Annotated in this window: 23 protein-coding genes and 1 tRNA gene; 13 read left to right on the forward strand and 11 right to left on the reverse strand. The window is 64.4% G+C overall.

Features of this window, described 5'->3' with window-relative positions:
* Positions 1 to 245 precede the first annotated feature (245 nt).
* Entirely contained in the window at positions 246 to 1,016 is a 771-nt protein-coding gene (locus FAS41_RS10300) for a DODA-type extradiol aromatic ring-opening family dioxygenase (RefSeq protein WP_138521844.1), read from the forward strand.
* A 162-nt stretch (positions 1,017 to 1,178) separates the two neighbouring features.
* Here the strand turns inward: FAS41_RS10300 and FAS41_RS10305 are convergent, their stop codons facing one another.
* A complete protein-coding gene (locus FAS41_RS10305) occupies positions 1,179 to 2,876 on the reverse strand; it encodes a DEAD/DEAH box helicase (RefSeq protein WP_138521846.1) in 1,698 nt (565 codons plus the stop codon).
* Positions 2,877 to 3,213: 337 nt separating this feature from the next.
* On the opposite strand from FAS41_RS10305, the gene FAS41_RS10310 reads away from it, so the two are divergent.
* The 3 genes from FAS41_RS10310 to FAS41_RS10320 all read left to right on the forward strand — a co-directional run bounded on the left by FAS41_RS10310 (position 3,214) and on the right by FAS41_RS10320 (position 7,680).
* The gene (locus FAS41_RS10310) at positions 3,214 to 4,005 is read left to right on the forward strand and encodes a crotonase/enoyl-CoA hydratase family protein (protein ID WP_138521848.1); all 792 of its coding nucleotides are present in this window, start codon (positions 3,214 to 3,216) and stop codon (positions 4,003 to 4,005) included.
* 258 nt (positions 4,006 to 4,263) lie between these two features.
* A complete protein-coding gene (locus FAS41_RS10315; RefSeq protein WP_138521850.1) occupies positions 4,264 to 5,925 on the forward strand; it encodes a collagen-like triple helix repeat-containing protein in 1,662 nt (553 codons plus the stop codon).
* Positions 5,926 to 6,012: 87 nt separating this feature from the next.
* On the forward strand, positions 6,013 to 7,680 hold the full coding sequence (locus FAS41_RS10320; protein ID WP_138521852.1) for a ShlB/FhaC/HecB family hemolysin secretion/activation protein: 1,668 nt from the start codon (positions 6,013 to 6,015) through the stop codon (positions 7,678 to 7,680).
* 18 nt (positions 7,681 to 7,698) lie between these two features.
* Here FAS41_RS10320 and FAS41_RS10325 read toward each other — a convergent pair whose 3' ends face one another.
* The gene (locus FAS41_RS10325) at positions 7,699 to 8,460 is read right to left on the reverse strand and encodes a spermidine synthase (RefSeq protein ID WP_138521854.1); all 762 of its coding nucleotides are present in this window, start codon (positions 8,458 to 8,460) and stop codon (positions 7,699 to 7,701) included.
* A 429-nt stretch (positions 8,461 to 8,889) separates the two neighbouring features.
* On the opposite strand from FAS41_RS10325, the gene FAS41_RS10330 reads away from it, so the two are divergent.
* Complete coding sequence (locus tag FAS41_RS10330) at positions 8,890 to 10,236, forward strand: class II 3-deoxy-7-phosphoheptulonate synthase (protein WP_138521856.1); 1,347 nt, start codon at positions 8,890 to 8,892, stop codon at positions 10,234 to 10,236.
* A gap of 129 nt (positions 10,237 to 10,365) precedes the next feature.
* The gene (gene loiP / locus FAS41_RS10335; protein WP_138521858.1) at positions 10,366 to 11,127 is read left to right on the forward strand and encodes a metalloprotease LoiP; all 762 of its coding nucleotides are present in this window, start codon (positions 10,366 to 10,368) and stop codon (positions 11,125 to 11,127) included.
* Between the two features lie 34 nt (positions 11,128 to 11,161).
* Here the strand turns inward: loiP and FAS41_RS10340 are convergent, their stop codons facing one another.
* The 3 genes from FAS41_RS10340 to FAS41_RS10350 form a co-directional block, all read right to left on the reverse strand.
* On the reverse strand, positions 11,162 to 12,382 hold the full coding sequence (locus FAS41_RS10340) for a winged helix-turn-helix domain-containing protein (protein WP_138521860.1): 1,221 nt from the start codon (positions 12,380 to 12,382) through the stop codon (positions 11,162 to 11,164).
* Positions 12,383 to 12,442: 60 nt separating this feature from the next.
* Positions 12,443 to 12,922, reverse strand: a complete 480-nt coding sequence (locus FAS41_RS10345; RefSeq protein ID WP_138521862.1) for a DUF3291 domain-containing protein — start codon at positions 12,920 to 12,922, stop codon at positions 12,443 to 12,445.
* Between the two features lie 105 nt (positions 12,923 to 13,027).
* The gene (locus tag FAS41_RS10350) at positions 13,028 to 13,258 is read right to left on the reverse strand and encodes a DUF1127 domain-containing protein (protein WP_138521864.1); all 231 of its coding nucleotides are present in this window, start codon (positions 13,256 to 13,258) and stop codon (positions 13,028 to 13,030) included.
* A gap of 97 nt (positions 13,259 to 13,355) precedes the next feature.
* Here FAS41_RS10350 and FAS41_RS10355 point away from each other — a divergent pair, with 97 nt between their 5' ends.
* The gene (locus FAS41_RS10355) at positions 13,356 to 14,207 is read left to right on the forward strand and encodes a LysR family transcriptional regulator (protein ID WP_024764539.1); all 852 of its coding nucleotides are present in this window, start codon (positions 13,356 to 13,358) and stop codon (positions 14,205 to 14,207) included.
* A gap of 18 nt (positions 14,208 to 14,225) precedes the next feature.
* Here the strand turns inward: FAS41_RS10355 and FAS41_RS10360 are convergent, their stop codons facing one another.
* A complete protein-coding gene (locus tag FAS41_RS10360) occupies positions 14,226 to 14,972 on the reverse strand; it encodes a sulfite exporter TauE/SafE family protein (RefSeq protein WP_138521866.1) in 747 nt (248 codons plus the stop codon).
* A 105-nt stretch (positions 14,973 to 15,077) separates the two neighbouring features.
* Here FAS41_RS10360 and FAS41_RS10365 point away from each other — a divergent pair, with 105 nt between their 5' ends.
* The 3 genes from FAS41_RS10365 (at position 15,078) to FAS41_RS10375 (ending at position 17,148) form a co-directional block, all read left to right on the forward strand.
* Positions 15,078 to 16,034, forward strand: a complete 957-nt coding sequence (locus tag FAS41_RS10365; protein WP_138521868.1) for a LysR family transcriptional regulator — start codon at positions 15,078 to 15,080, stop codon at positions 16,032 to 16,034.
* Positions 16,035 to 16,097: 63 nt separating this feature from the next.
* A complete protein-coding gene (locus FAS41_RS10370) occupies positions 16,098 to 16,547 on the forward strand; it encodes a MarR family winged helix-turn-helix transcriptional regulator (RefSeq protein ID WP_138521870.1) in 450 nt (149 codons plus the stop codon).
* A gap of 172 nt (positions 16,548 to 16,719) precedes the next feature.
* A complete protein-coding gene (locus FAS41_RS10375) occupies positions 16,720 to 17,148 on the forward strand; it encodes an organic hydroperoxide resistance protein (RefSeq protein ID WP_138521872.1) in 429 nt (142 codons plus the stop codon).
* A gap of 78 nt (positions 17,149 to 17,226) precedes the next feature.
* Here the strand turns inward: FAS41_RS10375 and efp are convergent, their stop codons facing one another.
* Positions 17,227 to 17,793, reverse strand: a complete 567-nt coding sequence (gene efp, locus FAS41_RS10380) for an elongation factor P (protein ID WP_138521874.1) — start codon at positions 17,791 to 17,793, stop codon at positions 17,227 to 17,229.
* 42 nt (positions 17,794 to 17,835) lie between these two features.
* Positions 17,836 to 18,963, reverse strand: a complete 1,128-nt coding sequence (earP, locus tag FAS41_RS10385) for an elongation factor P maturation arginine rhamnosyltransferase EarP (RefSeq protein WP_138521876.1) — start codon at positions 18,961 to 18,963, stop codon at positions 17,836 to 17,838.
* Between the two features lie 161 nt (positions 18,964 to 19,124).
* Here earP and FAS41_RS10390 point away from each other — a divergent pair.
* Positions 19,125 to 19,214, forward strand: a tRNA-Ser gene (locus tag FAS41_RS10390).
* 413 nt (positions 19,215 to 19,627) lie between these two features.
* Positions 19,628 to 19,879, forward strand: coding sequence for an outer membrane lipoprotei OprI (oprI, locus tag FAS41_RS10395; protein WP_017517003.1), 252 nt, complete (start codon positions 19,628 to 19,630; stop codon positions 19,877 to 19,879).
* A 147-nt stretch (positions 19,880 to 20,026) separates the two neighbouring features.
* Here oprI and FAS41_RS10400 read toward each other — a convergent pair whose 3' ends face one another.
* From FAS41_RS10400 to FAS41_RS10410, 3 genes are all read right to left on the reverse strand, one after another.
* Positions 20,027 to 21,010 (reverse strand): L,D-transpeptidase family protein, encoded by a 984-nt coding sequence (locus tag FAS41_RS10400; RefSeq protein ID WP_138521878.1) that lies wholly within the window; start codon positions 21,008 to 21,010, stop codon positions 20,027 to 20,029.
* Positions 21,011 to 21,083: 73 nt separating this feature from the next.
* Positions 21,084 to 21,362: a hypothetical protein gene (locus FAS41_RS10405; RefSeq protein ID WP_138521880.1), complete on the reverse strand. Its 279-nt coding sequence runs from the start codon at positions 21,360 to 21,362 to the stop codon at positions 21,084 to 21,086.
* Positions 21,363 to 21,449: 87 nt separating this feature from the next.
* On the reverse strand, positions 21,450 to 22,055 hold the full coding sequence (locus tag FAS41_RS10410) for an arylesterase (protein ID WP_138521965.1): 606 nt from the start codon (positions 22,053 to 22,055) through the stop codon (positions 21,450 to 21,452).
* A 10-nt stretch (positions 22,056 to 22,065) separates the two neighbouring features.
* Between FAS41_RS10410 and FAS41_RS10415 the strand changes: the two genes are divergently transcribed.
* Entirely contained in the window at positions 22,066 to 22,749 is a 684-nt protein-coding gene (locus tag FAS41_RS10415) for an ABC transporter ATP-binding protein (RefSeq protein ID WP_138521882.1), read from the forward strand.
* Positions 22,750 to 22,757: the final 8 nt, after the last annotated feature.

The following is a 22,757-nucleotide window of genomic DNA, read 5'->3' on the forward strand; positions in this document are numbered from 1 at the left end:
TTCGCCATTCGTTTCGGAAATTTCCGCAAACTCTAACGCATCATCCGACCGACATCCTGCCAAAGCGCTCTTGGGCAACTGGCTCCGTGACTCTGCAACCGAGTTGGCAATTCCACAGCGATGCGCCTCAAGGGAATGAGCACGAGAAAATAATCGATATTATCGATTATTAGATTCAAAAACCTATACTGGATTTCGATCTTTATTCGGATGAACATAAAGGCATTCAAGTAGTGAGGTTCGCCATGCTCCCTGCCCTGTTCATCTCCCACGGCTCCCCCATGTTGGCCCTGGACCCCGGCGCCAGCGATGCGCCACTGAAGCGCCTGGCCCGCGAGCTGCCACGTCCGAAAGCCATCCTGGTGGTCTCCGCCCACTGGGAAACCCCGGACCTGCGCGTTACCGCATCGCCCAAGCCGGACACCTGGCACGACTTCTACGGCTTCCCGCCCGAGCTCTATGCTGTGCAGTACCCGGCCACCGGCTCCCCGGAGCTGGCCCGCCGCGTCGTCGAACTGCTGGCCGAGGACGGCCTGCCGGCCACCCTGGATCCCGACCGCCCGCTGGACCACGGTGCCTGGGTGCCGCTGAGCCTGATGTACCCGGACGCCGATATCCCCGTCGTCCAGCTGTCCCTGCCCAGCAGACTCGGTGCGCCCATGCAGCACCGCATCGGTGCGGCCCTGCGTGCGTTGCGCGAGGAAGGCATCCTGCTGATCGGCTCCGGCAGCATCACCCATAACCTGGGCGAGCTGGACTGGCATGCCGGCCCCGAGGTCATCACTCCCTGGGCCAAGGCTTTCCGCGACTGGATGGTGCAGCACCTGGAGGCCAATGACGAAGCCGCCCTGTTCGACTACCGCCAGCAGGCGCCGCACGCGGTGCGCAACCACCCGCGCGATGAGCACCTGCTGCCGCTGTACTTCGCCCGTGGCGCGGGCGGTTCGGCGATGACGGTCGAGCACGCCGGATTTACCCTCGGCGCGCTGGGGATGGATATCTACCGCTTCAGCTGAGGTTCTTTGTAGGAGCGAGCTTGCTGGCGAATATTTCCCAGGCGACGCCGGCGTCAGGCCGTTCGCGAGCAAGCTCGCTCCTACAGGACATCCATCGGCCGATTCCGGAAACGAAAAAGCCCCGCCAATGGCGGGGCTTTTTCATGCACGGGGACTGACGGATCAGTCTTCGCGGTAACGACGCAGACGCAGAGCCTTGCCAGCGACGCGGGTGTCCTTGAGCTTGGTCAGCAGACGGTCGAGGTTCTCTTCCGGCAGCTCGATCAGGCTGAAGGTCTCGCGGATCTGGATGCGGCCGATGGCCTCGCGGGACAGGCCGCCCTCGTTGAGGATGGCGCCCAGCAGGTTCTTCGCCTGCACGCCATCACGGGCGCCCAGGGCGGTACGGCAACGGGCCTTGCCTTCCGACGGCGGAGCCATCGTGCGGGGTGCGCCGCTGCGCTCCGGACGATCACCACGCTCGGGGCGATCGCCACGCTCGCTGCGCTCGTAACGGTCACTGCGCTCACGCGGGGCGGCCGGGGTCAGCGGCTGTTCGCGGCGAACCGATTCCAGGTCCAGCGCCTTTCCTTCGGTCAGCTTGGCCAGCAGCACGGCAGCCAGGGTGTCCATGTCGGTACCCAGGCGACGGCACAGCTCGTCACGCACGGCGCCACGGTTGGCAACGGCGTTGGCGAGCAGCGGTTGCAGGCCGGTGGCCAGGCGGTTCAGGCGCGCTTCGAGGACGGTGTCGGCGTCCGGCAGGCGTACTTCGCCGACCTTCTGACCGGTCACGCGCTCGATCACCTGCAGCATGCGGCGCTCACGCGGCGTTACCAGCAGCAGGGCGCGGCCTTCACGACCGGCACGGCCGGTACGACCGATACGGTGTACGTAGGATTCCGGATCGTAGGGCATGTCCACGTTCAGTACGTGGGTGATACGCGCCACGTCGAGGCCGCGGGCGGCGACGTCGGTGGCAATGACGATGTCCAGCGAGCCATCTTTCAGCGATTCGATCACGCGCTCACGCTGCGCCTGCGGCATGTCGCCGTTCAGCGCGGCGGCACGGTAGCCCTGGCGCTCGAGCAGCTCGGCGATGTCCAGGGTGGCCTGTTTGGTACGGACGAAGCCAATCAGCGCGTCGAACTGCTCGACTTCCAGCAGGCGCAGGATCGAAGCCGGCTTCTGATCGGCGTGGACCATCAGGTGAACCTGTTCGATGCGGGCGACGGTCTGGGTCTTGGCAGCGATGCGGACGTGCTTGGGCTCTTTCAGGTGGCGTTCGGCGATGCTGCGGATCGAGGCCGGCAGGGTCGCGGAGAACAACACGGTCTGGCGGCTGGCCGGCATGGCTTCGAAAATCACTTCGAGGTCATCCATGAAGCCGAGCTTGAGCATCTCGTCCGCTTCGTCGAGGACCAGGCGCTCAACGGTCGACAGCAGGTTCTCGTCGCGGCGCAGGTGGTCGCACAGACGGCCCGGGGTGGCGACCAGAACCTGGGCGCCCTGGCGCAGGGCCTTCAGCTGCGGGCCCATGGGGGCGCCGCCGTAGACGGCGACGACGCCGACGCCCGGCATCTGCTTGGAGTAGGTTTCGCAAGCGGTAGCAACCTGCAGAGCCAGCTCGCGGGTCGGCACCAGCACCAGCACCTGCGGAACGCGGCGGCTCGGTTCGATCTTCGACAGCAGCGGCAGTGCGAAGGCGGCGGTCTTGCCGGTACCGGTCTGGGCCTGGCCGATCATGTCGTGGCCTTCGAGGATCACCGGGATCGACTGGGCCTGGATCGGCGACGGCTCTTCATAACCGACAGCGGCAATGGCAGCGAGAATACTGGGGTGAATACCGAGCGCGGCGAAGCCGGCGGTTTCCTGGGTCATGGGTTTTGCCTCTAAGTACATCCGCAAAGACCCAATAGCCGAGCTGCGCATGCCCTGTACGACAATGAAGTCACCCAGGCAGCTGGAAGCGGGGATTTGCGAAATGAAGATTGGAAGAATGCGTCAAGGAAGTCCGCACTGCGGACACACAGACCGAGCCTGAAGCTGCGGAAAAATGCGGGATCCGAAACGAGGCCAGCGTTTGGCCGGCGCGCATCATACCGGAAAATCCTGACCAATGTGTTTCTTTTCGGAACATGCCCGGCGAACGGTCATTCCGTGGACAACCCCGTCCCTGCCGGCTATACCGTGCAAGCCACCTGACCGGAGCCCGCCGATGACCGCCAGCAGCGAACCACGCATCACTGTCGAACGCCATGACCACGTCCTGCTGCTCGGCCTGAACCGGGTCGACAAGCGTAACGCCTTCGACCTGGAGATGCTCACTCAGCTGGTGCTGGCCTTCGGCGAATACGAGCGCGACGACGAACTGCGCTGCGCCCTGGTATTCGCACACGGTGATCACTTCACCGCCGGCCTGGACCTGGCCAACATCGGCGAGACCTTCCGCACCGGCTGGACCATGCCCGCCGGCTCCGCCGACCCCTGGGGTACCTTCGGCGGCCGGCGCCTCACCAAGCCACTGCTGGTGGCCGCACAGGGCTACTGTTTCACCCTGGGCATCGAGCTGATGCTCGCCGCCGACATCAACCTGTGCGCCAGCAATGCACGCTTCGCCCAGCTCGAAGTGCAGCGCGGCATATTCCCCTTCGGCGGCGCCACGCTACGCATGCACCAGGTGGCCGGCTGGGGCAACGCGATGCGCTGGTTGCTCACCGGTGATCCGTTCGACGCCCACGAGGCGTATCGCATCGGCCTGGTGCAGGAAGTCACTGCGCCGGAAGAGCTGATGCCCCGCGCACTCTGGCTCGCCCAGCGAGTTGCCGCCCAGGCGCCACTGGGCATCCGCGCCACCCTGGCTTCCGCGCGCCGCAGTCTCGATGAAGGTGAGGAAGCGGCGGCGCGACTGCTGCCGGCCATGGCCAGCGAACTGTTGTCCACCGAGGATGCGCAGGAGGGCCTGAACGCCATGCTCGAGCGCCGCGAAGGCCGATTCCAGGGCAAATGAACGGACCGGGAAAACGCCAAGCTGAACCATCGTGCTAAAAGCGCTATATCCAAGGTATTAAAAACGCCTGGAAAGTCGCCATAATCCTTTCGTTTTTCCTTCTGATTCAAAGACCTGCGAAACACAAAACGGCTATATACAAGTTCCAATTTCGCGCCTGAAAAAACACCTCTAGAACTGACTCCAGAGCAGCTCAGCGGCTCGCCGGAATACCGACCCGGACGCACGCTGGCTGACGTTCTCATGGAGGAATTCGCTATGTCAGGCCCGATCCGTGTCTTCGCACTTTCGCTTCTCGTCGTCGCTCTCTCCCTGCAGGGTTGCAGCAGCAAGGGCGGCAGCAGCCACCACTCTTCCGGCAGCAGCTCGGAACAACCCGCCGACAGCGGTTCGGGCGGCGATGGTTCCGGCGGTACTGGCGGCTCCGGTGGTACGGGTGGTACCGACGGTACCGGCGGTACTGGGGGAACCGGTGGCACCGGCGGGACGGGTGGCACCGACGGAACCGGTGGTACCGGCGGAACAGGCGGCACTGGTGGCACCGGCGGAACCGGCGGAACAGGCGGAACCGGTGGTGGCGGCACGGACGGCGGCGGTACCGATGGCGGCGGCACCACTCCGCCAGCCAGCACCACCGGCAACATTCTGACCAACACCGGCGAAGCGGTTTCCAATGTCGGCGACACAGTCAGCACCGTCGGCGCCGTGGTGAAAACAGTCGACCTGCCCGTGCTGGGCAATGGCGTTACGCAGAACGCCGGCACCCTGGTCCAGGAAGTCGGCGCCGGTGTGGACAGCGTCGGCAGCGGCGTCACCAATGGCCTCGGCCAACTGGGCAACAATCCCAATGCCATCGGCACCACTGTCGCCGGCGCCACTGGTCTGGTCAGCCACACCGGCGGCGCAGTCAGCAGCCTGGGCGATACCGTGGCCGCCATCGGTGATGCGCCGGTGCTGGCCAACACCCCGCTCAACGGCCTGACCGGCCAGGTCGGCGGACTGGTGGATGGTGTCGGCGGCAAGATCACCATGCTCGGCGACTCTCTCAGTGGCGCGGTCACCACCGGCCCGCTGAGCCAACTGACTACCCAGCTCAGCGGCACCACCGCCGGACTGGTCGGCAAGGTCGAAGGAACCACTCGCGGCATCGGCGCCGCCACCGGACTGGGAGCGCCGGTGAACAACCTGTTGACCACCGTCGGCGGTGTTGTGACCCAGACAGGCAACCAGGTAGCCAGTGCGAATCCGGCGCTGGCACCGGTCGGCGGAATCGTCAGCGATGCGGGTCAGGCAGTCAGTGCCACCGGCGGCTTGGTCAATGGCAGCACCCCGGGCGGCGGCTTGCTCGGCAACATCACCGGCGCACTGGGTGGCGCCACCGGCGGTAGCAACCCGGTTGGCGGCGTGGTCAGCGGCGTGACCGGTGCAGTCGGCGGTATCACTGGCTCTCTGGGTGGTGCCACCGGCGGCAGCAATCCGGTCGGCGGCCTGGTCAGCGGCGTAACCGGTGCTGTCGGCGGCATCACCGGCTCTCTGGGCGGCGCCACCGGCGGCAGCAATCCGGTCGGCGGCCTGGTCAGCGGCGTGACCGGTGCTGTCGGCGGCCTCACCGGCTCTCTCGGCGGCGCCAGCGGCGGCAGCAACCCGGTAGGCGGCCTGGTCAACGGAGTTGCCGGCACCGTCGGCGGCGTGACCAGCAGCCTCACCGGTGGCGGCGGCCTGGTCGCCGGGGCGGGCGTAGGCATCGGCAGCAACACCCAGGGTTCGGGCGTGGCGGTCGGAGCTGGCGCCGGTACGACTGGCGGTACCAGCGGTCAGGGAGGCCTGCTGGGCAACACGCTGGGCGCCGTGGGTGGCGCGCTGGGTAGTGTGACTGGCGGACTGGGCGGTGGATTGGCGATCGGTACGCCAAAGCAATAATCCGAATTACGCCCATACTGTAGTAACCAGGAGCCGCCCACGGCTCCTGGTCTTTTAATAAGAAAGTCGGTCTCATGGAGGAGCCAGATGCGCAGACTCGCTGTCCTTCCCCTGTTGTTGGCTGCACCCTTTGCCTGGGCCGAGCGCCCGATCCAGCTTCCCGGCTCCGATATCGAACAGACCCTCCCCCGCCCCAACCTTCCCGGCGGCGATATTCGCCCCAAGGCCCCCAAGGTCACCGCGCCAGAACCTTCGGCCACCCAGCCCGCCCAGATACTCCAGCAGCGCATCCGCATCAAGCGCATCGAGCTGGCTGGCGGCAAGCACTATCCCGTCGAGACCTGGAAACCCCTGCTGGAACCCTTGACCAAGCGCACCATCCAGGTCAGCGAACTGGTGGCGGCGGCCAAGGCCATCACCCAACGCTACCAGGACGACGGCTACTTCATCTCCTTCGCCTACGTGCCCAATCAGGACTTCCGCAGCGGCGTCGCGCGCATCGTGCTGGTCGAGGGCCACATCAGCCAGGTCCGCGCCGCGGGCGACCTGGGCGTACACCAGATGCGCGTGGACCGCTGGATCGAGAAACTGAAGGCAGAAAAGCCCCTGACCCGCGAGAGTTTCGAGCGCTTCAGCGTGCTGATGAGCCGGGTGCCCGGCATGCAGATGGCCATGGCGCTCAACCCACCCACCACCAGCGATGGCGGCGCCGTGCTGGAACTGGCCGGCAAGCAGAAGCGCTTCGATACCGGAATGAACCTCGACTCACGCCGCGGTGAGCAACGTGGGCTGTTCAACGCCGAAGTGATGTCGATGCTCGGCTGGGGCGAGCAACTGCAGTTCAGTTACCTCTACCCGCCGGGCGACGACCACGAGTACTACCGCGCCTGGAACTACAGCCAGCTGCTGGGCGACAACGGCTTGCAATTGCTGGCCGGCTACAGCAAGTACAACTCTCATCCCGGCGAAAACCTGCGCCTGGCCAGTGGCCTGGAGTTCGAACGCAAGCGGCAGAACGAGCGGGTCAGCGCCGGCCTGGGCATCCCGCTGGTGCTGCGCCGCGACCTGACCTGGGACCTCAACCTGCGCGGCTACACGGTCAACGACACCAGCACTTACGACCTGGTCTATCCGGCCATCCCCTTCCGCATCGAACAGAAGAGCAAGCTGCGCGTGGTGGGGATCGAAACCGTCGTCCAGCAGTTCGCCGAGAAGCGCGTGCGTGCCGGCAGCGTGGCGGTTTACCAGGGGCTGAACGGCATGGGCGCGGAGGCGCCGGAGCCGATCAAGAAGAACTTCACCCGCCTGCTCGGCTTTGGCGCGCAGCAGGACCAGTTCGGCTCCAACTGGCAGGGCGTGGTCACGGCCGCCTTCCAGTGGAGCGACGACGTGCTGCCCGACTCCGAGCAGGTCACCTATGGCGGCAGCAACTTCGGCCGCGGCTATCCGGACGACCAGGCCAGCGGCGACAAGGGCTGGGGCGCCTCCTACGAGGTGAACTATTCCTTCCTGCGGCAGGGCATGGTGCTCAACCAGATCCAGCCCTACTTCGTCGTCGACACCGCGCGCACCCGCTACAACCAGGACGGCCTGAGCGAAGGCAAGCTCGGCTCGGCAGCGCTGGGCGTGCGCTTCTCCAACCGCAAGCACTACCTGGTGTCGATGGAGGTCGCCAAGCCCTTTGGCGACCGTGCGCTGGACAACAACGAACGCAGCCCGCGGCTGAATTTCGCCTTCAGCTACCAGATTCCCTGAGGGATTACCTACATCGAGTCACTGCGCCGGGCGCAGTGACTCGATGTAGGTGCGCAGGGAATAACCCAACTTCGGTTCGAGCTGGCCAACGCGTTTCTTCAGACCGCGCAGGTTCAGCTCCTGGTCCAGGTCGGCAGGGACGAAGACAATCACGTTGCCCTCGGGCACCGGGCATTCCCAGTAGTGCCTGTGAAAGCGTCCGCGAAGTAGCGCAGCGCCCAGCGGCCGACCATCATCGGTGCTCCACTGGTTGATCACCAGCCAGCCGCCCGGCCGCAGGCGCTCGCGACAGGCTCCAAGGAATTCCCAGCCAATATGTGCTGGCGCCGGCCCGGTATCGGTGTAGAGATCGAGGAAGATCAGGTCCGCCGGTTCGCACTCGGCCAGCTCTTGCACGGCATCGCCGATACGCAGGTTCAGACGCTGGTCTTCCACAAGCCCCAGGTGCTCACGAGCCAGGCGAGGAATGGATGGGCGCAGCTCGATGGCCTCCACCTCTTCCAGCGGCAGGTACTTCAGGCAGGCCTGGGTCAGGCTGCCCGCGCCGAAGCCGAGAAACAGCGCGCGGCGCGGTCGGGAATGGCACAGCGCACCGACCAGCATGGCGCGCGAGTAGTCGTACTCCAGCCAGCTCGGATCGCCCATCAGCACGCAGCTCTGCTCGACTTCGTCGCCGAACTCCAGGTAGCGGAACGCGCCGCTCTCCACGACGCGAATCACGCCGAAGTCATCGCGCTCCTCGACGATCAGCAGCTCTTCGCTCAACAGCTCCTCGCTCATGACCGGCTCCGGGCAGAAACAGCCGTGACAATGCGGTCCGCCGGGAACGGCGAACGGCACGGATTGCCATTGAAATACAGGGGCTCGCGCACGCAATAATCCTTCGAATCAAGACGGCCCGCCACGACCGCCCGGTCAGCAAAGCCGCAAGAATAACAGCCCAAGAGGCACAACCGAGCATGCGCCAGCACAACGCTTTCACGCTCCCGCCAAACGCCACCCTCTTCCGCCCGAGTTCCAGCCCTTGCACGCCCACACAGGCTGTGCGGGCAGCTGATTGCGCTACCAGGCCCCATTAACCCAAAGCACCATCAACACGTGTTCCCCTGGACAAGGATGTCCCCCCTCTTCACATGCCACCACCACGCGCGGGAAAAGCCGAGCTGATACCATGGGCGGACACCGTCCACAGCCGCGAAGACCCCGCCGATGAGCCTGCCCTGGAGCCCCGATAGCTGGAGAAGCAAGCCGATCCAGCAACAGCCCGCCTACCCCGACGCCCACCGCGTGAGCGAAGTGGAGCGCACCCTGGCCAGCTTCCCGCCGCTGGTGTTCGCTGGCGAGGCGCGCGAACTGCGCCGGCAGTTTGCCGAGGTCACCGCCGGCCGTGCCTTCCTGCTACAGGGCGGCGACTGCGCCGAAAGCTTCGCCGAGTTCTCCGCGGCGAAGATCCGCGACACCTTCAAGGTGCTGTTGCAGATGGCCGTGGTGATGACCTTCGCCGCAGGCTGCCCCGTAGTGAAGGTCGGGCGCATGGCGGGGCAGTTCGCCAAGCCGCGCTCCTCCGGCGACGAAACCATCGCTGGCGTGACCCTGCCCGCCTACCGCGGCGACATCGTCAACGGCATCGGCTTCGATGAGAAGAGCCGCGTGCCGGACCCGGAACGCCTGCTGCAGGCCTACCACCAGTCCACCGCCTCGCTGAACCTGCTGCGCGCCTTCGCCGGCGGTGGCTTCGCCGACCTGCACCAGGTACACCAGTGGAACCTCGACTTCATTGCCAACTCGGCGTTGTCCGAACGCTACCAGCAGCTGGCTGACCGCATCGACGAGACCCTCGCCTTCATGCGCGCCTGCGGCCTGGATACCGCCCCGCAGCTACGCGAGACCAGTTTCTTCACCGCCCACGAAGCACTGCTGCTGAATTACGAGGAAGCCTTCATCCGCCGCGACAGCCTCACCGGCGGCTGGTACGACTGCTCGGCGCACATGCTGTGGATCGGCGACCGCACCCGCCAACTCGATGGCGCCCACGTTGAAATGCTACGCGGCGTCGGCAACCCCATCGGCGTGAAGGTCGGCCCGAGCATGGACAGCGAGGAGCTGATCAGCCTGATCGACATCCTCAATCCGGACAACGACCCCGGCCGCCTCAACCTCATCGTGCGCATGGGCGCGGACAAGGTCGGCGATGGTCTGCCGCGCCTGATCCAGACCGTGCAGCGCGAGGGCAAGCAGGTGCTGTGGAGTTCAGACCCCATGCACGGCAATACCATCAAGGCTTCGAGCGGCTACAAGACCCGCGACTTCGCACGCATCCTCACCGAAGTCCGGCAGTTCTTCGAGGTGCACCAGGCCGAAGGCAGCTACGCCGGCGGCATCCACATCGAGATGACCGGGCAGAACGTCACCGAGTGCATCGGCGGCGCGCGGCCGATCACCGAGGATGGCCTGAGCGACCGCTACCACACTCACTGCGACCCGCGCCTGAACGCGGACCAGTCGCTGGAGCTGGCCTTCCTGATCGCGGAAACCCTGAAACAGGTTCGTCGCTGAATCCGACACGGGTCTCAGAGCAGTCCTAAAACCACTTCCCGCAATTGACGGTATCGGGGCGCCTACCTAGAGTGGCGCCCCGCGCGGCAGCCGCCGCGCCATGGAAACCGTCAACCAAGGAAGATTCCAATGCAACTGCAACGCTCCCTGCTCGCCCTCCTGATCGGCGCCAGCGCCGCCCTCTCCGGCTGCCAGAACGTCAACACCGACAGCCTCATGCAATCGGGCATGATGGCCATGAAGGCCGCCACCCTGAGCGACGCCGAGATCAAGCAGGTCGCCGACGAAGCCTGCGCCAAGCAGGATGCCGAAGCACAGATCGCGCCCGCGTCCAGCCCCTATACCCAGCGCCTGGACAAGATCGCCGCCGCCCTGGGCAATCCGCTCACCGGCACCCCGATCAACTACAAGGTCTACCTTACCGACGACATCAACGCCTTCGCCATGGCCAACGGCTGCGTGCGCGTATACTCCGGCCTCATGGACCTGATGAACGACAACGAAGTGGAAGGCGTGCTCGGCCACGAGATCGGTCACGTCGCCCTGGGCCACATCAAGAAAGCCACCCAGGCCGCCTATGGCGTGGCTGCCGCGCGCACCGCCGCTTCCGCCGCCGGCAACAGCACCGTGGCCGCGCTGTCGCAGTCGCAGCTGGGCGAGATCGGCGAAGCGCTGGTCAATGCGCAGTTCTCCCAGTCCCAGGAATCGGCGGCCGACGACTACTCCTTCGACCTGCTGAAGAAGCGCGGCATCCCGCTGGAAGGTCTGGCCACCGCCTTCGACAAGCTGGCCAAGCTGAGCGGCGGCCAGGAGAGCAGCATGTTCGACTCCCACCCCGGCTCGCAGCAGCGCGCGGACCACATCCGCCAGCGCATCGCCAGCGGCAAGTGATCGCGGACGGGCCTCTTCGGAGGCCCGTTTCTTTTCAGGCCTGCGCCAGCAACCCTTGCAGCCGCTCACCGGACGACCGCCGGCAATTCACCGCCACCCGCCCCAGCCCCAGCCAGTTCGCCATCTCGCCCAGTTGCTGCGCCAATGCGGCATGTCCCTCTTCGCCCAGCTCCTTTTCCTCTTCATGGACGGCATGCACCACCAGCTTTCCGGAGGCGCGATCCGAGCGCAGATCGACCCGCGCAGCCAGGCGCTCGTCGAACAGGAAGGGCAAGACGTAGTAGCCATAAACGCGCTTGTGCTGCGGCGTGTAGATCTCCAGGCGGTAGCGGAAGTCGAACAGTCGCTCGGTGCGGGCGCGCTCCCAGACCAGCGAATCGAACGGCGAGAGCAAGGCACTGGCGCGCACCCGGCGAGGAATAACGGAATCCGCCAGGCAGTACGCCGGCGTCTGCCAGCCCTGGACCTGCACCGGCAATAGCTCGCCCATCTCCACCAGCTCGGCCAGGCGTGCCTTGCTGTCGGCGGGGTCCAGGCGAAAGTAATCGCGCAAGTCCTTCTCAGTGGCCACGCCCAGCGCCTGTGCCGAATGCAGCAGCAACTGGCGCTGCGCTTCGGCCTCGTTCGGCTCGGGTTGGTTCAGCAGCACTGACGGCAATACACGCTCCGGCAAATCGTAAAGTCGCTCGAAACCCTTACGGCCGGCGACCGTCACCTCACCCGCGGCGAACAGCCACTCCAGCGCATGCTTCTCGTCGCTCCAGTCCCACCAGGGGCCGGCGCGCTCTTCACGAGTGGTCAAGCTGCCGGCGCCCAGCGCACCTCGCTCGCGTACGGCCTCAAGCACCCGCTGGATCACCGGTTGCTGCTCGCGCCCGAAGCGCGCCAGTTGCTGATAGATGCCACGCCCCTCGGCCGCGCGGCGCATGCGCCAGCGCATCAGCGGGTAGAGTTCCAGCGGCAGCAATGAGGCTTCATGCCCCCAGTATTCGAACAGCCGGCGATGCCGTCCACCGCTCCAGGCAGCCTCTTCCAGCAGCGTTGTCGAGTAGTTGCCCAGCCGCGAGAACAAAGGCAAGTAGTGCGAGCGCACCAGCGCATTCACCGAGTCGATCTGCAGGACGCCCAGGCGTTCCAGCAGGCTGCGCACATGGCGGCGTTGCACCTCACCGCCGGGCTTGCGCAGGGTAAATCCCTGCGCGGCCAGGACGAGGCGGCGGGCCTGCTTGAGGGACAGGGATTCGACGGTCGGCATCGTGGACTCCGGGGCTGAGCGAGCCCTAGAGCCTAACTCCATTCACGACGCCTGGCTGCATCAGGCGAACTCGCCGAGTCGCGCGGGCATCGGGAAGGGGCGTGCGAAGGTGAAGACATCCGCCGAAGGGCCTTCCAGCCGCAGGCGCTCCAGGCGTTCGCGGGCCATCGCCCCATCGGGCAGCTCACCTGCGGGCAGCCACCAGAGCGCAAGGCTCGGCGACGGCAGACGCTCCATCCAATCGCGCTTGCTGCGCAGCACCTGCAGGTGCTCGCCGGCATAGACGTAGTCCTTGAGCGACTCGACGGACTCCCAGACGGACAGGTTGACGATGATCAGCGGGTCTTCGAAGACCCGGATGGCGGTGGCATCGCCCTCCTCCGTCTGCAAGCGCCAGACAAAGCCGGGGCTGCGCTCGGCAAGGGCATTGATGTGGTCGAGCTGGTCGACGAAGCCCTTCATCAGGGGGTGATCCAGCGGGGCGCGGGCCTTGGCGATGTTGACCTGGGCGAGGTGATAACGGGTGGGCTGGCCTTTCATGGGCACGGCATCCTTGTCATGGCTTTCATTTCACGGGGTTGCACATCGAAGCACGGGCAGCACGGCGAAGATCCGTGCCGCCCGGCCAGTTCAGGCGGGAACGGCTCAACGACGAACATAGTCCATCCAGAACGGGCGCTCGACCTCCTGCTGGATATCGGCGCGGCTCAGGCCGATGTCCTTGAGCGCCTCATCGCTCATGGTCGCCAGTTCACGGCGCTGGCGGGCCAGTTCGTGCCAGTGCAGGACACGTTGTACGGCGCGCTTCCACAGCGGTGCGCCGGCGATTTTGTGGACATGGCAGGACGCTGCTACGAAACCGAGTTGACCTTTCATCTTGCTTCCCTCCCAGTGGGGTTGGATGCAGTTTCCCGCTCGCGCTAAGATCAATCCAACGAATCATTCTTATGCGACCCATCTCGGAGATTGATGAATGAGCAGCTTCCCCAGCATCGACAGCGAACTGCTGCGCACCTTCGTCGCCATCGCCGACCACGGCGGCTTCACTCGCGCCGCCGAGATGGTCAACCGCACGCAGTCGGCAGTGAGCATGCAGATGAAACGCCTGGAGGAAGACGTACTGGAGCGCAGCCTGTTCGAGCGCGACGGCCGCCAGGTGCGTCTGACGCCGGAGGGGCAGATCCTGCTGGGCTACGCGCGGCGCATCCTGCGGTTACAGGGTGAGGTGTTCAACACCTTCCGCCAGCCGCACATGGTCGGCTCGGTGAAGATCGGCACGCCGGATGACTACGTGATGCGCTTCCTGCCCAGCATCCTGTCGCGCTTCGCCGAAGCCTACCCGCTGGTGCAGGTCGAGGTGCATTGCGATTCGTCCGCGCAATTGCTGATGCGCAACGACCTGGACCTGTCCATCGTCACCCGCGAACCGGGCACCGAAATCGGTCAGCTGCTGCGTCAGGAAGACTTCGTCTGGATGGCCGCCGAGAGTTTCTGCCCGCAGGACCAGCGCCCACTGCCGCTGGCGATGTTCAACACTGCCTGCTTCTGCCGCGCCTGGGCGTGCAATGCGCTGGAGGCGATGGAGGTGGACTACCGCATCGCCTACAGCAGCCCGAGTCTGTCCGCCCTTTTCGCCGTGGCCAATGCCGGACTGGCAGTGACCGCGCAGCTGCGCAGCCTGCTCACCGGCAACCTGCGCATCATCGGCGAGGACGAAGGCCTGCCCGTGCTGCCCAACGCCAGCATCGTGCTGCTGCGCGGGCAGAAGATGACGCCGGTGACCGACAAGCTGGCGGAATACATCGTCGAAGGCTTCAAGTCCTGACTATCCGCACACTGGGGCTCAACGCACCGCCAGCAGTACCGCACAGACCATCAGGAAGGCGCTGAAGGCCATGCGCAGCTGACGCTCGGGCAACGCATGAGCCAGGCGTACACCCCAGGAAATACTCACCAGCCCACCCAATGCCAGCGCACCGCCCATGCGCCAGTCCACATGGCCGTGCACCGCGTAGGTCGCCAGTGCCACGCCCGTGCTGGGCGCCGCCAACGCCAGCGCGAGGCCCTGGGCAATCACCTGGGTCAGACCGAACACCGAGGTCAGCACGGGCGTCGCCAGCACGCCACCGCCGACCCCGAACAGCCCTCCGAGCGAGCCAGCACCCAGCCCCAGCACGCCCATCCACGGCAGGCCGTAGCGCGGCGTACTACCACCCTGCGGCACGCTCTGGAACAAACGGACCAGGAGATACAGCGCCAACAGCACTAGGAAGACCACGAAGGCGGTGCGCATGCTCCGGGCATCCAGGTTCACCGCGATGCTGGAAGCAAAGAATGCACAGACCAGACCGGTCAGCGCCAGCACACCGGCCTGGGCGAAGTCGATACGGTTGCGCTGGTGATAACGCCAGATCGCCAGCAGCACGTTCGGTACCACCATCACCAGTGCGGTCCCCTGCGCCAGTTGCTGGTCAAGCCCGAACAGCACGCCCAGTGCTGGAATCGCCAGCAGCCCGCCCCCGATCCCGAACAGCCCCCCCAGACTGCCCAGGACGACGCCGAGCAGAAAATCCACAACCAGGTCCCACATGACGCACCTCCACAGCAGTGCGTCCATGCTAGAAAACACTGGCTGGATGGGAAACGCAAAGCGCAGCACAATGGCTTTGTCTTTTTCGCAAAGCCGCTATCGACCATGAATCCCTCCAGCCTCGAAGACCAGCTCGACCTTTACCTGGACGTGCTCGACAACGGCAGCTTCTCTGCCGCTGCCCGCCTTCGCCAGCTCACCCCTTCCGCCGTGGCACGGCGCATGGACGCACTGGAACAGGGATTGGGCTCGACCCTGCTGGTGCGCAGTACCCACAATGTACGCGCCACACCGGCAGGCCTGGCGTTCGCCGAGCGGGCGCGGCGGATCGTCATCGAGCTGCGCCAGGCGCGAGCGGAAGCGGTCTCTCTGAGCACCGCCCCGGAAGGCCTGATCCGCATCGACGCCCCCGTGCCCTTCGGTCGACGCCACCTGGCCCCGGCACTGGCGGACTTCCTCACCGCCAACCCCGGCCTGGACGTGCAACTGCGGCTGATCGACAGCTTCACCGACACCCGCGGGGAAAATCTCGGCCAGGTCGACCTGGTCCTGCGCATCGGCACCCTGCCCGACAGCCGCCTGGTCGCCACGCGCCTGGCACCCATGCGGCGGATCGTCTGCGCGAGCCCCGCCTACCTGCAGCAGCACGGCAGACCGGCCTCGGCACTGGAGTTGCCGGAGCACATCGGCCTCGACTGGGAAGGCCTGGCGCCACCGCTGGCCTGGCGCTTCCTCATCGACGGCAAACTGCAGCACCTGCGGCCGCGCCGCCTGCGCATGACTGCCAACAATGCCGAAACGCTGGTGGAAGGTGCGCTGCAAGGCATTGGCCTTGCCCACCTGCCCACGTGGCTATGCAGTGAGTACCTGATCAGCGGCCAACTGTTGCCGTTGTTCTGCGACAGCGGCCTTCCCGAGCCGGAACCGGGGGTCATCCACGCTTTGCGCCTGGAGCGCGGCACCCACCCGCGCAGTGAGCGCCTGCTGGGCTTCCTGCTGGAGCGTTTCGGCTTCCCGCCCCCCTGGGACGCCGCACTGGAGGAAGCGCTGTTCAAGAATTAACCATCGCGCTAAATTAATGCGCAATCACCTCTTCGCTTCGAGCGCCCCGGCCAGGAGCACGCCATGACCCAGCAAGACCCGACCTGCGAAGCTCTCAAGCTGGATAACCAGCTGTGCTTCGCCCTCTACTCCACCTCCCTGCAAATGACCAAGGTCTACAAGCCGCTGCTGCAGGAGTTGGGGCTCACCTACCCGCAGTACATCGCCATGCTGGTGCTATGGGAGGAAGACGGCATCACCGTGGGAGAAATCAGCTCACGCATGCTCACCGACCCCGGCTCCCTCACACCCCTGCTCAAGCGCCTGGAGGCCGAAGGCCTGATCACCCGCACCCGCAGCCAAGCCGACGAGCGCGTGGTGCAACTGCGCCTGACCGACAAGGGCCGTGAGCTGCGCCGACAGGCGGAGAGCATTCCGGCCTGCATTCTCGCCAGCAGCGGTCTAACGTTGGACAGTCTGAAGCGCCTCCAGGAGGAGCTCGTGGACCTGCGCGGACATCTGCAAGCCCCGTAATCCGGGGCATATGCCAAAGCTGCAGGTCCTTTAGTCAGAAATCTTCCAATGATTATCTTGCGCACAAAATTAAATAGAACTAACTTTCACCTCACGAACTGCTTAGCGCACAAGATATTAAGCAGCAAGATATTCTCAACCCGACCTACCTGACAGCGAATCGGAGACCACCATGCAAACCATCAAAGCCCTCTACACCGCCACTGCTACCGCTACCGGAGGCCGTGACGGCCGCGCCGTCTCCTCGGACGGTATCCTCGACGTAAAACTGACCACCCCGCGCGAACTGGGCGGCGCGGGCGGCGAAGCCACCAACCCGGAACAGCTGTTCGCCGCCGGTTACTCCGCCTGCTTCATCGGTGCCATCAAGTTCGTCGCCAGCCAGAGCAAGAAGCAGATCCCGGCAGACGCCTCGATCACCGGCAAGGTCGGCATCGGCCAGATTCCCGGCGGTTTCGGCTTGGAAGTGGAACTGAACATCAACCTGCCGGGCCTGGACCAGGCCGAAGCTGAAGAGCTGGTCGCCAAGGCTCACCAGGTGTGCCCCTACTCCAACGCCACCCGCGGCAACATCGACGTGCGCCTGAACGTCAGCGTTTGATTCCTGCGTCGACAAACCAGAACGGCAGAAACGAAAAAGCCCGGCGTCAGCCGGGCTTTTCTGCATCTCGAATCAGGCTCAGGCCTTGACGCGGGACTTGTATTCGCCGGTGCGGGTATCGATCTCGATCGAATCACCGATTTCGCAGAAGGCGGAAACCTGGACTTCAGCACCGTTCTTCAGGCGAGCGGTCTTCATCACTTTACCGGAGGTGTCGCCACGTACGGACGGCTCGGTGTAGACGATTTCACGAACGATGGTGGTCGGCAGTTCAACGGAGATGACTTTCTCGTTGTAGAACACTGCTTCGCAGACGTCGGTCATGCCGTCTTCGATGAAGGTCAGAACGCCTTCCAGATCGCCTTTCTCGATCTCGTACTGGTTGAACTCGGTGTCCATGAAGACATACAGCGGGTCCGCGAAGTAGGAGTAGGTCACTTCCTTGCGATCGAGGATGATCGGCTCCAGCTTGTCGTCGGCCTTGAACACGGTCTCGGTGCCGGCACCGGTCAGCAGGTTCTTCAGCTTCATCTTGACGACCGCGGAGTTACGGCCGGATTTGTTGAACTCGGCCTTCTGGATGACCCAGGGGGTGCCGTTGATGTTGGCAACCTGGCCAGCGCGGAACTCTTGTGCGGTTTTCATACGATTATCCGATTGGATTGGAGACAAAAATCAGGGGCCATATCATAGCCAATTTGTATAAAAACGCACCAGCCCCGTAGCAAGATCGGTTTGTTCGGTCAGGCGCCGCTGCCAATTGCCAATCCACGCGGCCCACTCCGGCAGCCGGCTTTCCAGCTTTCGCCAGGCTTCGCCCGAATCACCCAGCCCGTTCCAGGCCATCCAGAAAGCCGTCAACTCCGAGCGCAGCGTTACGTTCATTCCCTCGCCGAACAGTCCCAGGAAAGCTTCCAGCTTCTCCAGGTGGACATCCTCGTCCTGCTGGTAGATGTGCCAGACGAATGGCCGTCCCGCCCATTGCGCCCGCACGAACGAATCCTCGCCCCGCACCGCATTGAAATCACAACTCCATAGCAGTGGGTCGTAGTCTTCCTGGCGCACGAACGGCAGCACCTGCACCCGCAGGGAGTCCTTCTGGTACTGCTTCCCTACGCCCAGTACCTGCCCCGCCCAACGCTCGACATCAGCAAGCACCCTGCCCTCGGGAACCAGCAACAGGGTTGCGATGGAACTCGCGGCCAGTGCATCCAGCCAGCCGCCCAGCGCGGCATTCTCATAAGCGAACAGGGAAATGCGCCGCTCGTGAACCTGCGGACGCACACCCAGACTATCCAGGAAGCGAAGGCTGGCCGCCGGATCGGCCTGAAAGGCATCGCGCCGGGCAATCAGATCACCCTCTCGCAACAGCCCGCCGGTGGCAGTGGTGAAGCCGGGGAAATAGAAGTACTTCTGCAGGCCGCTGGCCTGCATCGATGGCAATCCATGGCAGGACTCCACCCAGGACTCGGCGCTGAGGTATTCCAGATTCAGCCACAGGGAGGGCGTCCGGCGCTCGCGCATCGCTTCTATATAGGCAGCCGGCATTTCGCAGGCGAAGGCCTCGACCACCACATCCGCCGCGGGAGTGTCCCGCCAGGGCTTCGGCCACAGGCGAACGTCCACGCCCGATTGCTGCTGCACATCGGCCGCGCCATCGGCCGCCGGACAGATACGCACGAAAGCAGCCAGATCATCGACCCACAGCCGCACCTGCTGCCGATGTTCGCCGGCTAGCTGCCGGGCCAGCCGCCAGGTGACGCCGATATCGCCATAGTTGTCGACTACGCTGCAGAAGATGTCCCAGCTGGCCATGCACTTTTCCACGTATCAGAAGGCGCCAGTGTACCCGCGATCCCCGTCGCGCTCCTTAAGCCGATGAATCCCTTGGAAAAAATTTTCAAAAAAGATTTGCCAAGGAGCAAACCTTTGAGTAAAGTGCGCGCCTCGACAGACACAGCGCTGTCGAGAAATCTGGTGAGGTGTCCGAGCGGTTGAAGGAGCACGCCTGGAAAGTGTGTATACGAGAAATCGTATCGAGGGTTCGAATCCCTCCCTCACCGCCAGATTCATGAAAAAGCCCGGCTAAGCAATTAGCCGGGCTTTTTCGTTTTCCCCTTCACACTTTCTTCACCTGTTGCGACCTAGTTGCAAGTTGTCACTTGGACAAATGCACAACGGCGATTAAACAGTTGTTCGACCATTGTCGACAGTCATCTGACAGCTTGGTTCCGCAGGCCGGAAACCCGCCTCAGACCCCGCCTGACACCTGTTGGCAACACTCCTTTGCCAGATTGGACAGTTTTTGCCCAAATCGGCCTCGCACAACTGCTAACTGCACCCGTAACATGAAAAAAAAGTGCCGTACTTGCGCTTGGTCAGTTTACTTACTACAAGTAATGGGTACTATGTAGTCCGGCTAATTTCCCAGTCATGGGAGATTGCTTTTAATGGAAATGTCCACCTTAAGGGGAACACGATGAACAACGTTCTGAAATTCTCTGCTCTGGCTCTGGCTGCTGTTCTGGCCACCGGTTGCAGCAGCCACTCGAAAGAAACCGAAGCACGTCTGACCGCTACTGAAGACGCCGCTGCTCGCGCTCAAGCCCGTGCCGATGAAGCCTATCGCAAGGCTGACGAAGCTCTGGCCGCTGCTCAGAAAGCCCAGCAGACCGCTGACGAGGCTAACGAGCGCGCCCTGCGTATGCTGGACAAAGCCAGCCGCAAGTAATAGATCTTCGGATCTGTTCGAAAAAAACCGACCCTTCGGGGTCGGTTTTTTTATGCCCGCAGTTTTGTCCCCACGACAAAGCAGGCGGACAACAAAAAACCCGCTCGACCGGTAGCGGTCGGCGGGCTTCCTGGTGCGCGCTGCGAGTTACTGCAGCGGCATGGCTTCCTGGTCAACAGTGGCAGCAACCGAACCACCTTGCTGCACTTGCTGCGGCTGGGCAATGGCGACCGGCAGGCCATCTTCCGCAGCGACTACTTCACGCACAACGTTCCAGTCCATCTGCATCTGGCTGGCAATGTCTTCGCGCTTGAGCAGGGCATTGATCACCGCAGTGTGCTTGTCGACCACGGACGGATCACCGTTGTCGTCGATCGGTGCATGGGCTTCGAGGTAGATCTTGCCTTCACTGCGACCGAACTTGTACGGCTCGTTGATGATGCGCACCTTGGTACCCACCGGAATCATCGAGAACAGCTGAGTCACGTCCCAGTTGTACATGCGGAAGCAGCCATGGCTGGTGCGGGTGCCGATGCCGAACTTCTTGTTCGAACCATGGATCAGGTAGCCGTGGAAGCCCAGGCTCATCTTGTACGGACCCAGCGGGTTGTCCGGGCCCGGCGGCACCACGGTCGGCAGCGGATCGCCGTCAGCAGCATGTTCGGCGCGGATCGATGCCGGCGGATACCAGGCCGGGTCCTTGGTCTTGGCGATCACGCTGGTGCTGCCCACCGGCGAACCCCACCCCTCACGACCGATGCCCAGGGCGTAGGTGTAGACGACGCTCTTGTCCTTGGGGAAGTAGTACAGGCGGTACTCGGCGAGGTTGATCACCACACCTTCGCGCGGACCGGCCGGCAGGACGAAACGGGTCGGAATGATGACCTCGGTGCCTACGCCCGGCAGCCAGGCATCGACGCCCGGGTTGGCGGCGATCATCTCGGAGTAGCCGAGGCCATATTTCTCGCCAAGGTCGGCGAAGGTGTCTTCGTATTTGGCCTTGATGACCTGGACCTGGCCGACGATATCGTCGCCCGGCGCCGGCAGCGGCAATTCAATGGCGGAAACGGGGCCGGCCGAGAGCAGCGCGGCGAGGGACAGCGAGCAGGCGGCAATGACGCGCGACAACATCCGAGGATCCTTGACGTGGGCAATGAGCAAAGGGTGATCAGTTTACCACCGCAAGCCCCGTCAACGGGAGATATCAGACGAGCCAGGTACTGCGTGCGCCGCGCTTTTCCTCTTCGAGTTGTTTCAGGCAGGCCGCACAGATACGCCGATCGCGCAGCAGCGGCTTCTCGGCCCCGCGCCACATCGGCTGCGCGGGCAGCAGACTGCCGCAGAGCGTGCGGTCGGCCGGGGTTCCCAGCTCCAGTTGGCGCGCGACCAGATGCACCCGGACCTCGCGGCAGGCGAACAGGTCCAGCTGCTCATCGGGTTCGATCAGCTGGTAGGCGAAGAGGGTCCAGGCGGAGCGCGACATAGGGGGTTCCAGAAGGGTGCGCAAACATAGCCGAAAGGCCGGGCGCGGGGAAGCCTCGATTCGGTGGTTTATCCGTCCTGCTATGCATCACAGCAGGGGCTTGAGCGTCGGCCACACGTTATCGAGCAGTTTAGGCTGCGCCGCCACCGCCGGATGGATGCCGTCGGCCTGCATCATGTCCTGCACGCCCCCTACCCCCTCGAGGAAAAACGGCACCAGCGGAATCTTCTGCTCACTCGCCACACTGTCGAAGACCTTGGCGAAAGCATCCGTGTAGCGCTGCCCGTAATTGGGCGGCAGGCGCATGCCGAGCAGGATCACTTGGGCGCCCGACTTCTGCGACTGCTGAACCATGCCGCTAAGATTCTGTTGCAATTGCGCCGGGGCCATTCCGCGCAGGCCATCGTTGCCGCCCAACTCGATCACCACCAGCTTCGGCTTCTGCTCCGAAAGCAGCGCCGGCAGCCGCGCGAGGCCTCCCGCCGTGGTGTCGCCGGAGATCGACGCATTCACCACCTTGTAGTCGAAACCCTGCTCCTTGAGGCGCTTGTCCAGCAGGTTGACCCACCCCAGGCTGGTATCCAGCCCCAAACCGGCGCTGATACTATCGCCGACGACCAACAGCGTCTGCGCCGCGGCCTGCTGCGTGATCAGAAGCAACGCCAGGCAGCCGCCCATTAGCCATGCACGCATCGGATTCTCCATGAGCGAACGCATTCTCACCGCGCGGAACCTTAGCAAGGTTGTTTCCAGCGCGGAAGGCAAGCTGACCATCCTCCACGATCTCTCCCTCGACCTCGCCCGCGGCGACAGCCTCGCCATCGTCGGCAGCTCCGGCTCGGGAAAGTCCACCCTCCTGGGCCTGCTCGCCGGGCTCGACCTGCCGAGCGGCGGCGAGATCGTCCTGCTTGGGCACACCCTCGGCAGCCTCGATGAGGACCAACGCGCGCGGGTACGCGCCGCCCACGTCGGCTTCGTCTTCCAGTCCTTCCAGTTGCTCGACAGCCTCAATGCGCTGGAAAACGTCATGCTGCCGCTGGAACTGGATGGCCGCAAGGACGCCGAGCCGCGCGCCCGCGAATTGCTGGAACGCGTCGGCCTCGGCCAGCGCCTGACCCACTACCCGCGCCAGCTCTCCGGTGGCGAACAGCAGCGAGTCGCCATCGCCCGCGCCTTCGCGGCCGAGCCGGACGTACTGTTTGCCGATGAACCCACCGGGAATCTCGACACCCACACCGGCGAGCGCATCAGCGACTTGCTCTTCGAGCTGAACCGCGAACGCGGCACCACCCTGGTCCTGGTGACCCACGACGAACGCCTCGCCCACCGCTGCCAGCGCCACATCCGCCTGGAAAGCGGCCACCTGATCGACCACGTCGAACCCTGACGGACGAG

It is taken from the genome of Pseudomonas nicosulfuronedens, assembly GCF_005877905.1.
Classification (GTDB): domain Bacteria; phylum Pseudomonadota; class Gammaproteobacteria; order Pseudomonadales; family Pseudomonadaceae; genus Pseudomonas; species Pseudomonas nicosulfuronedens.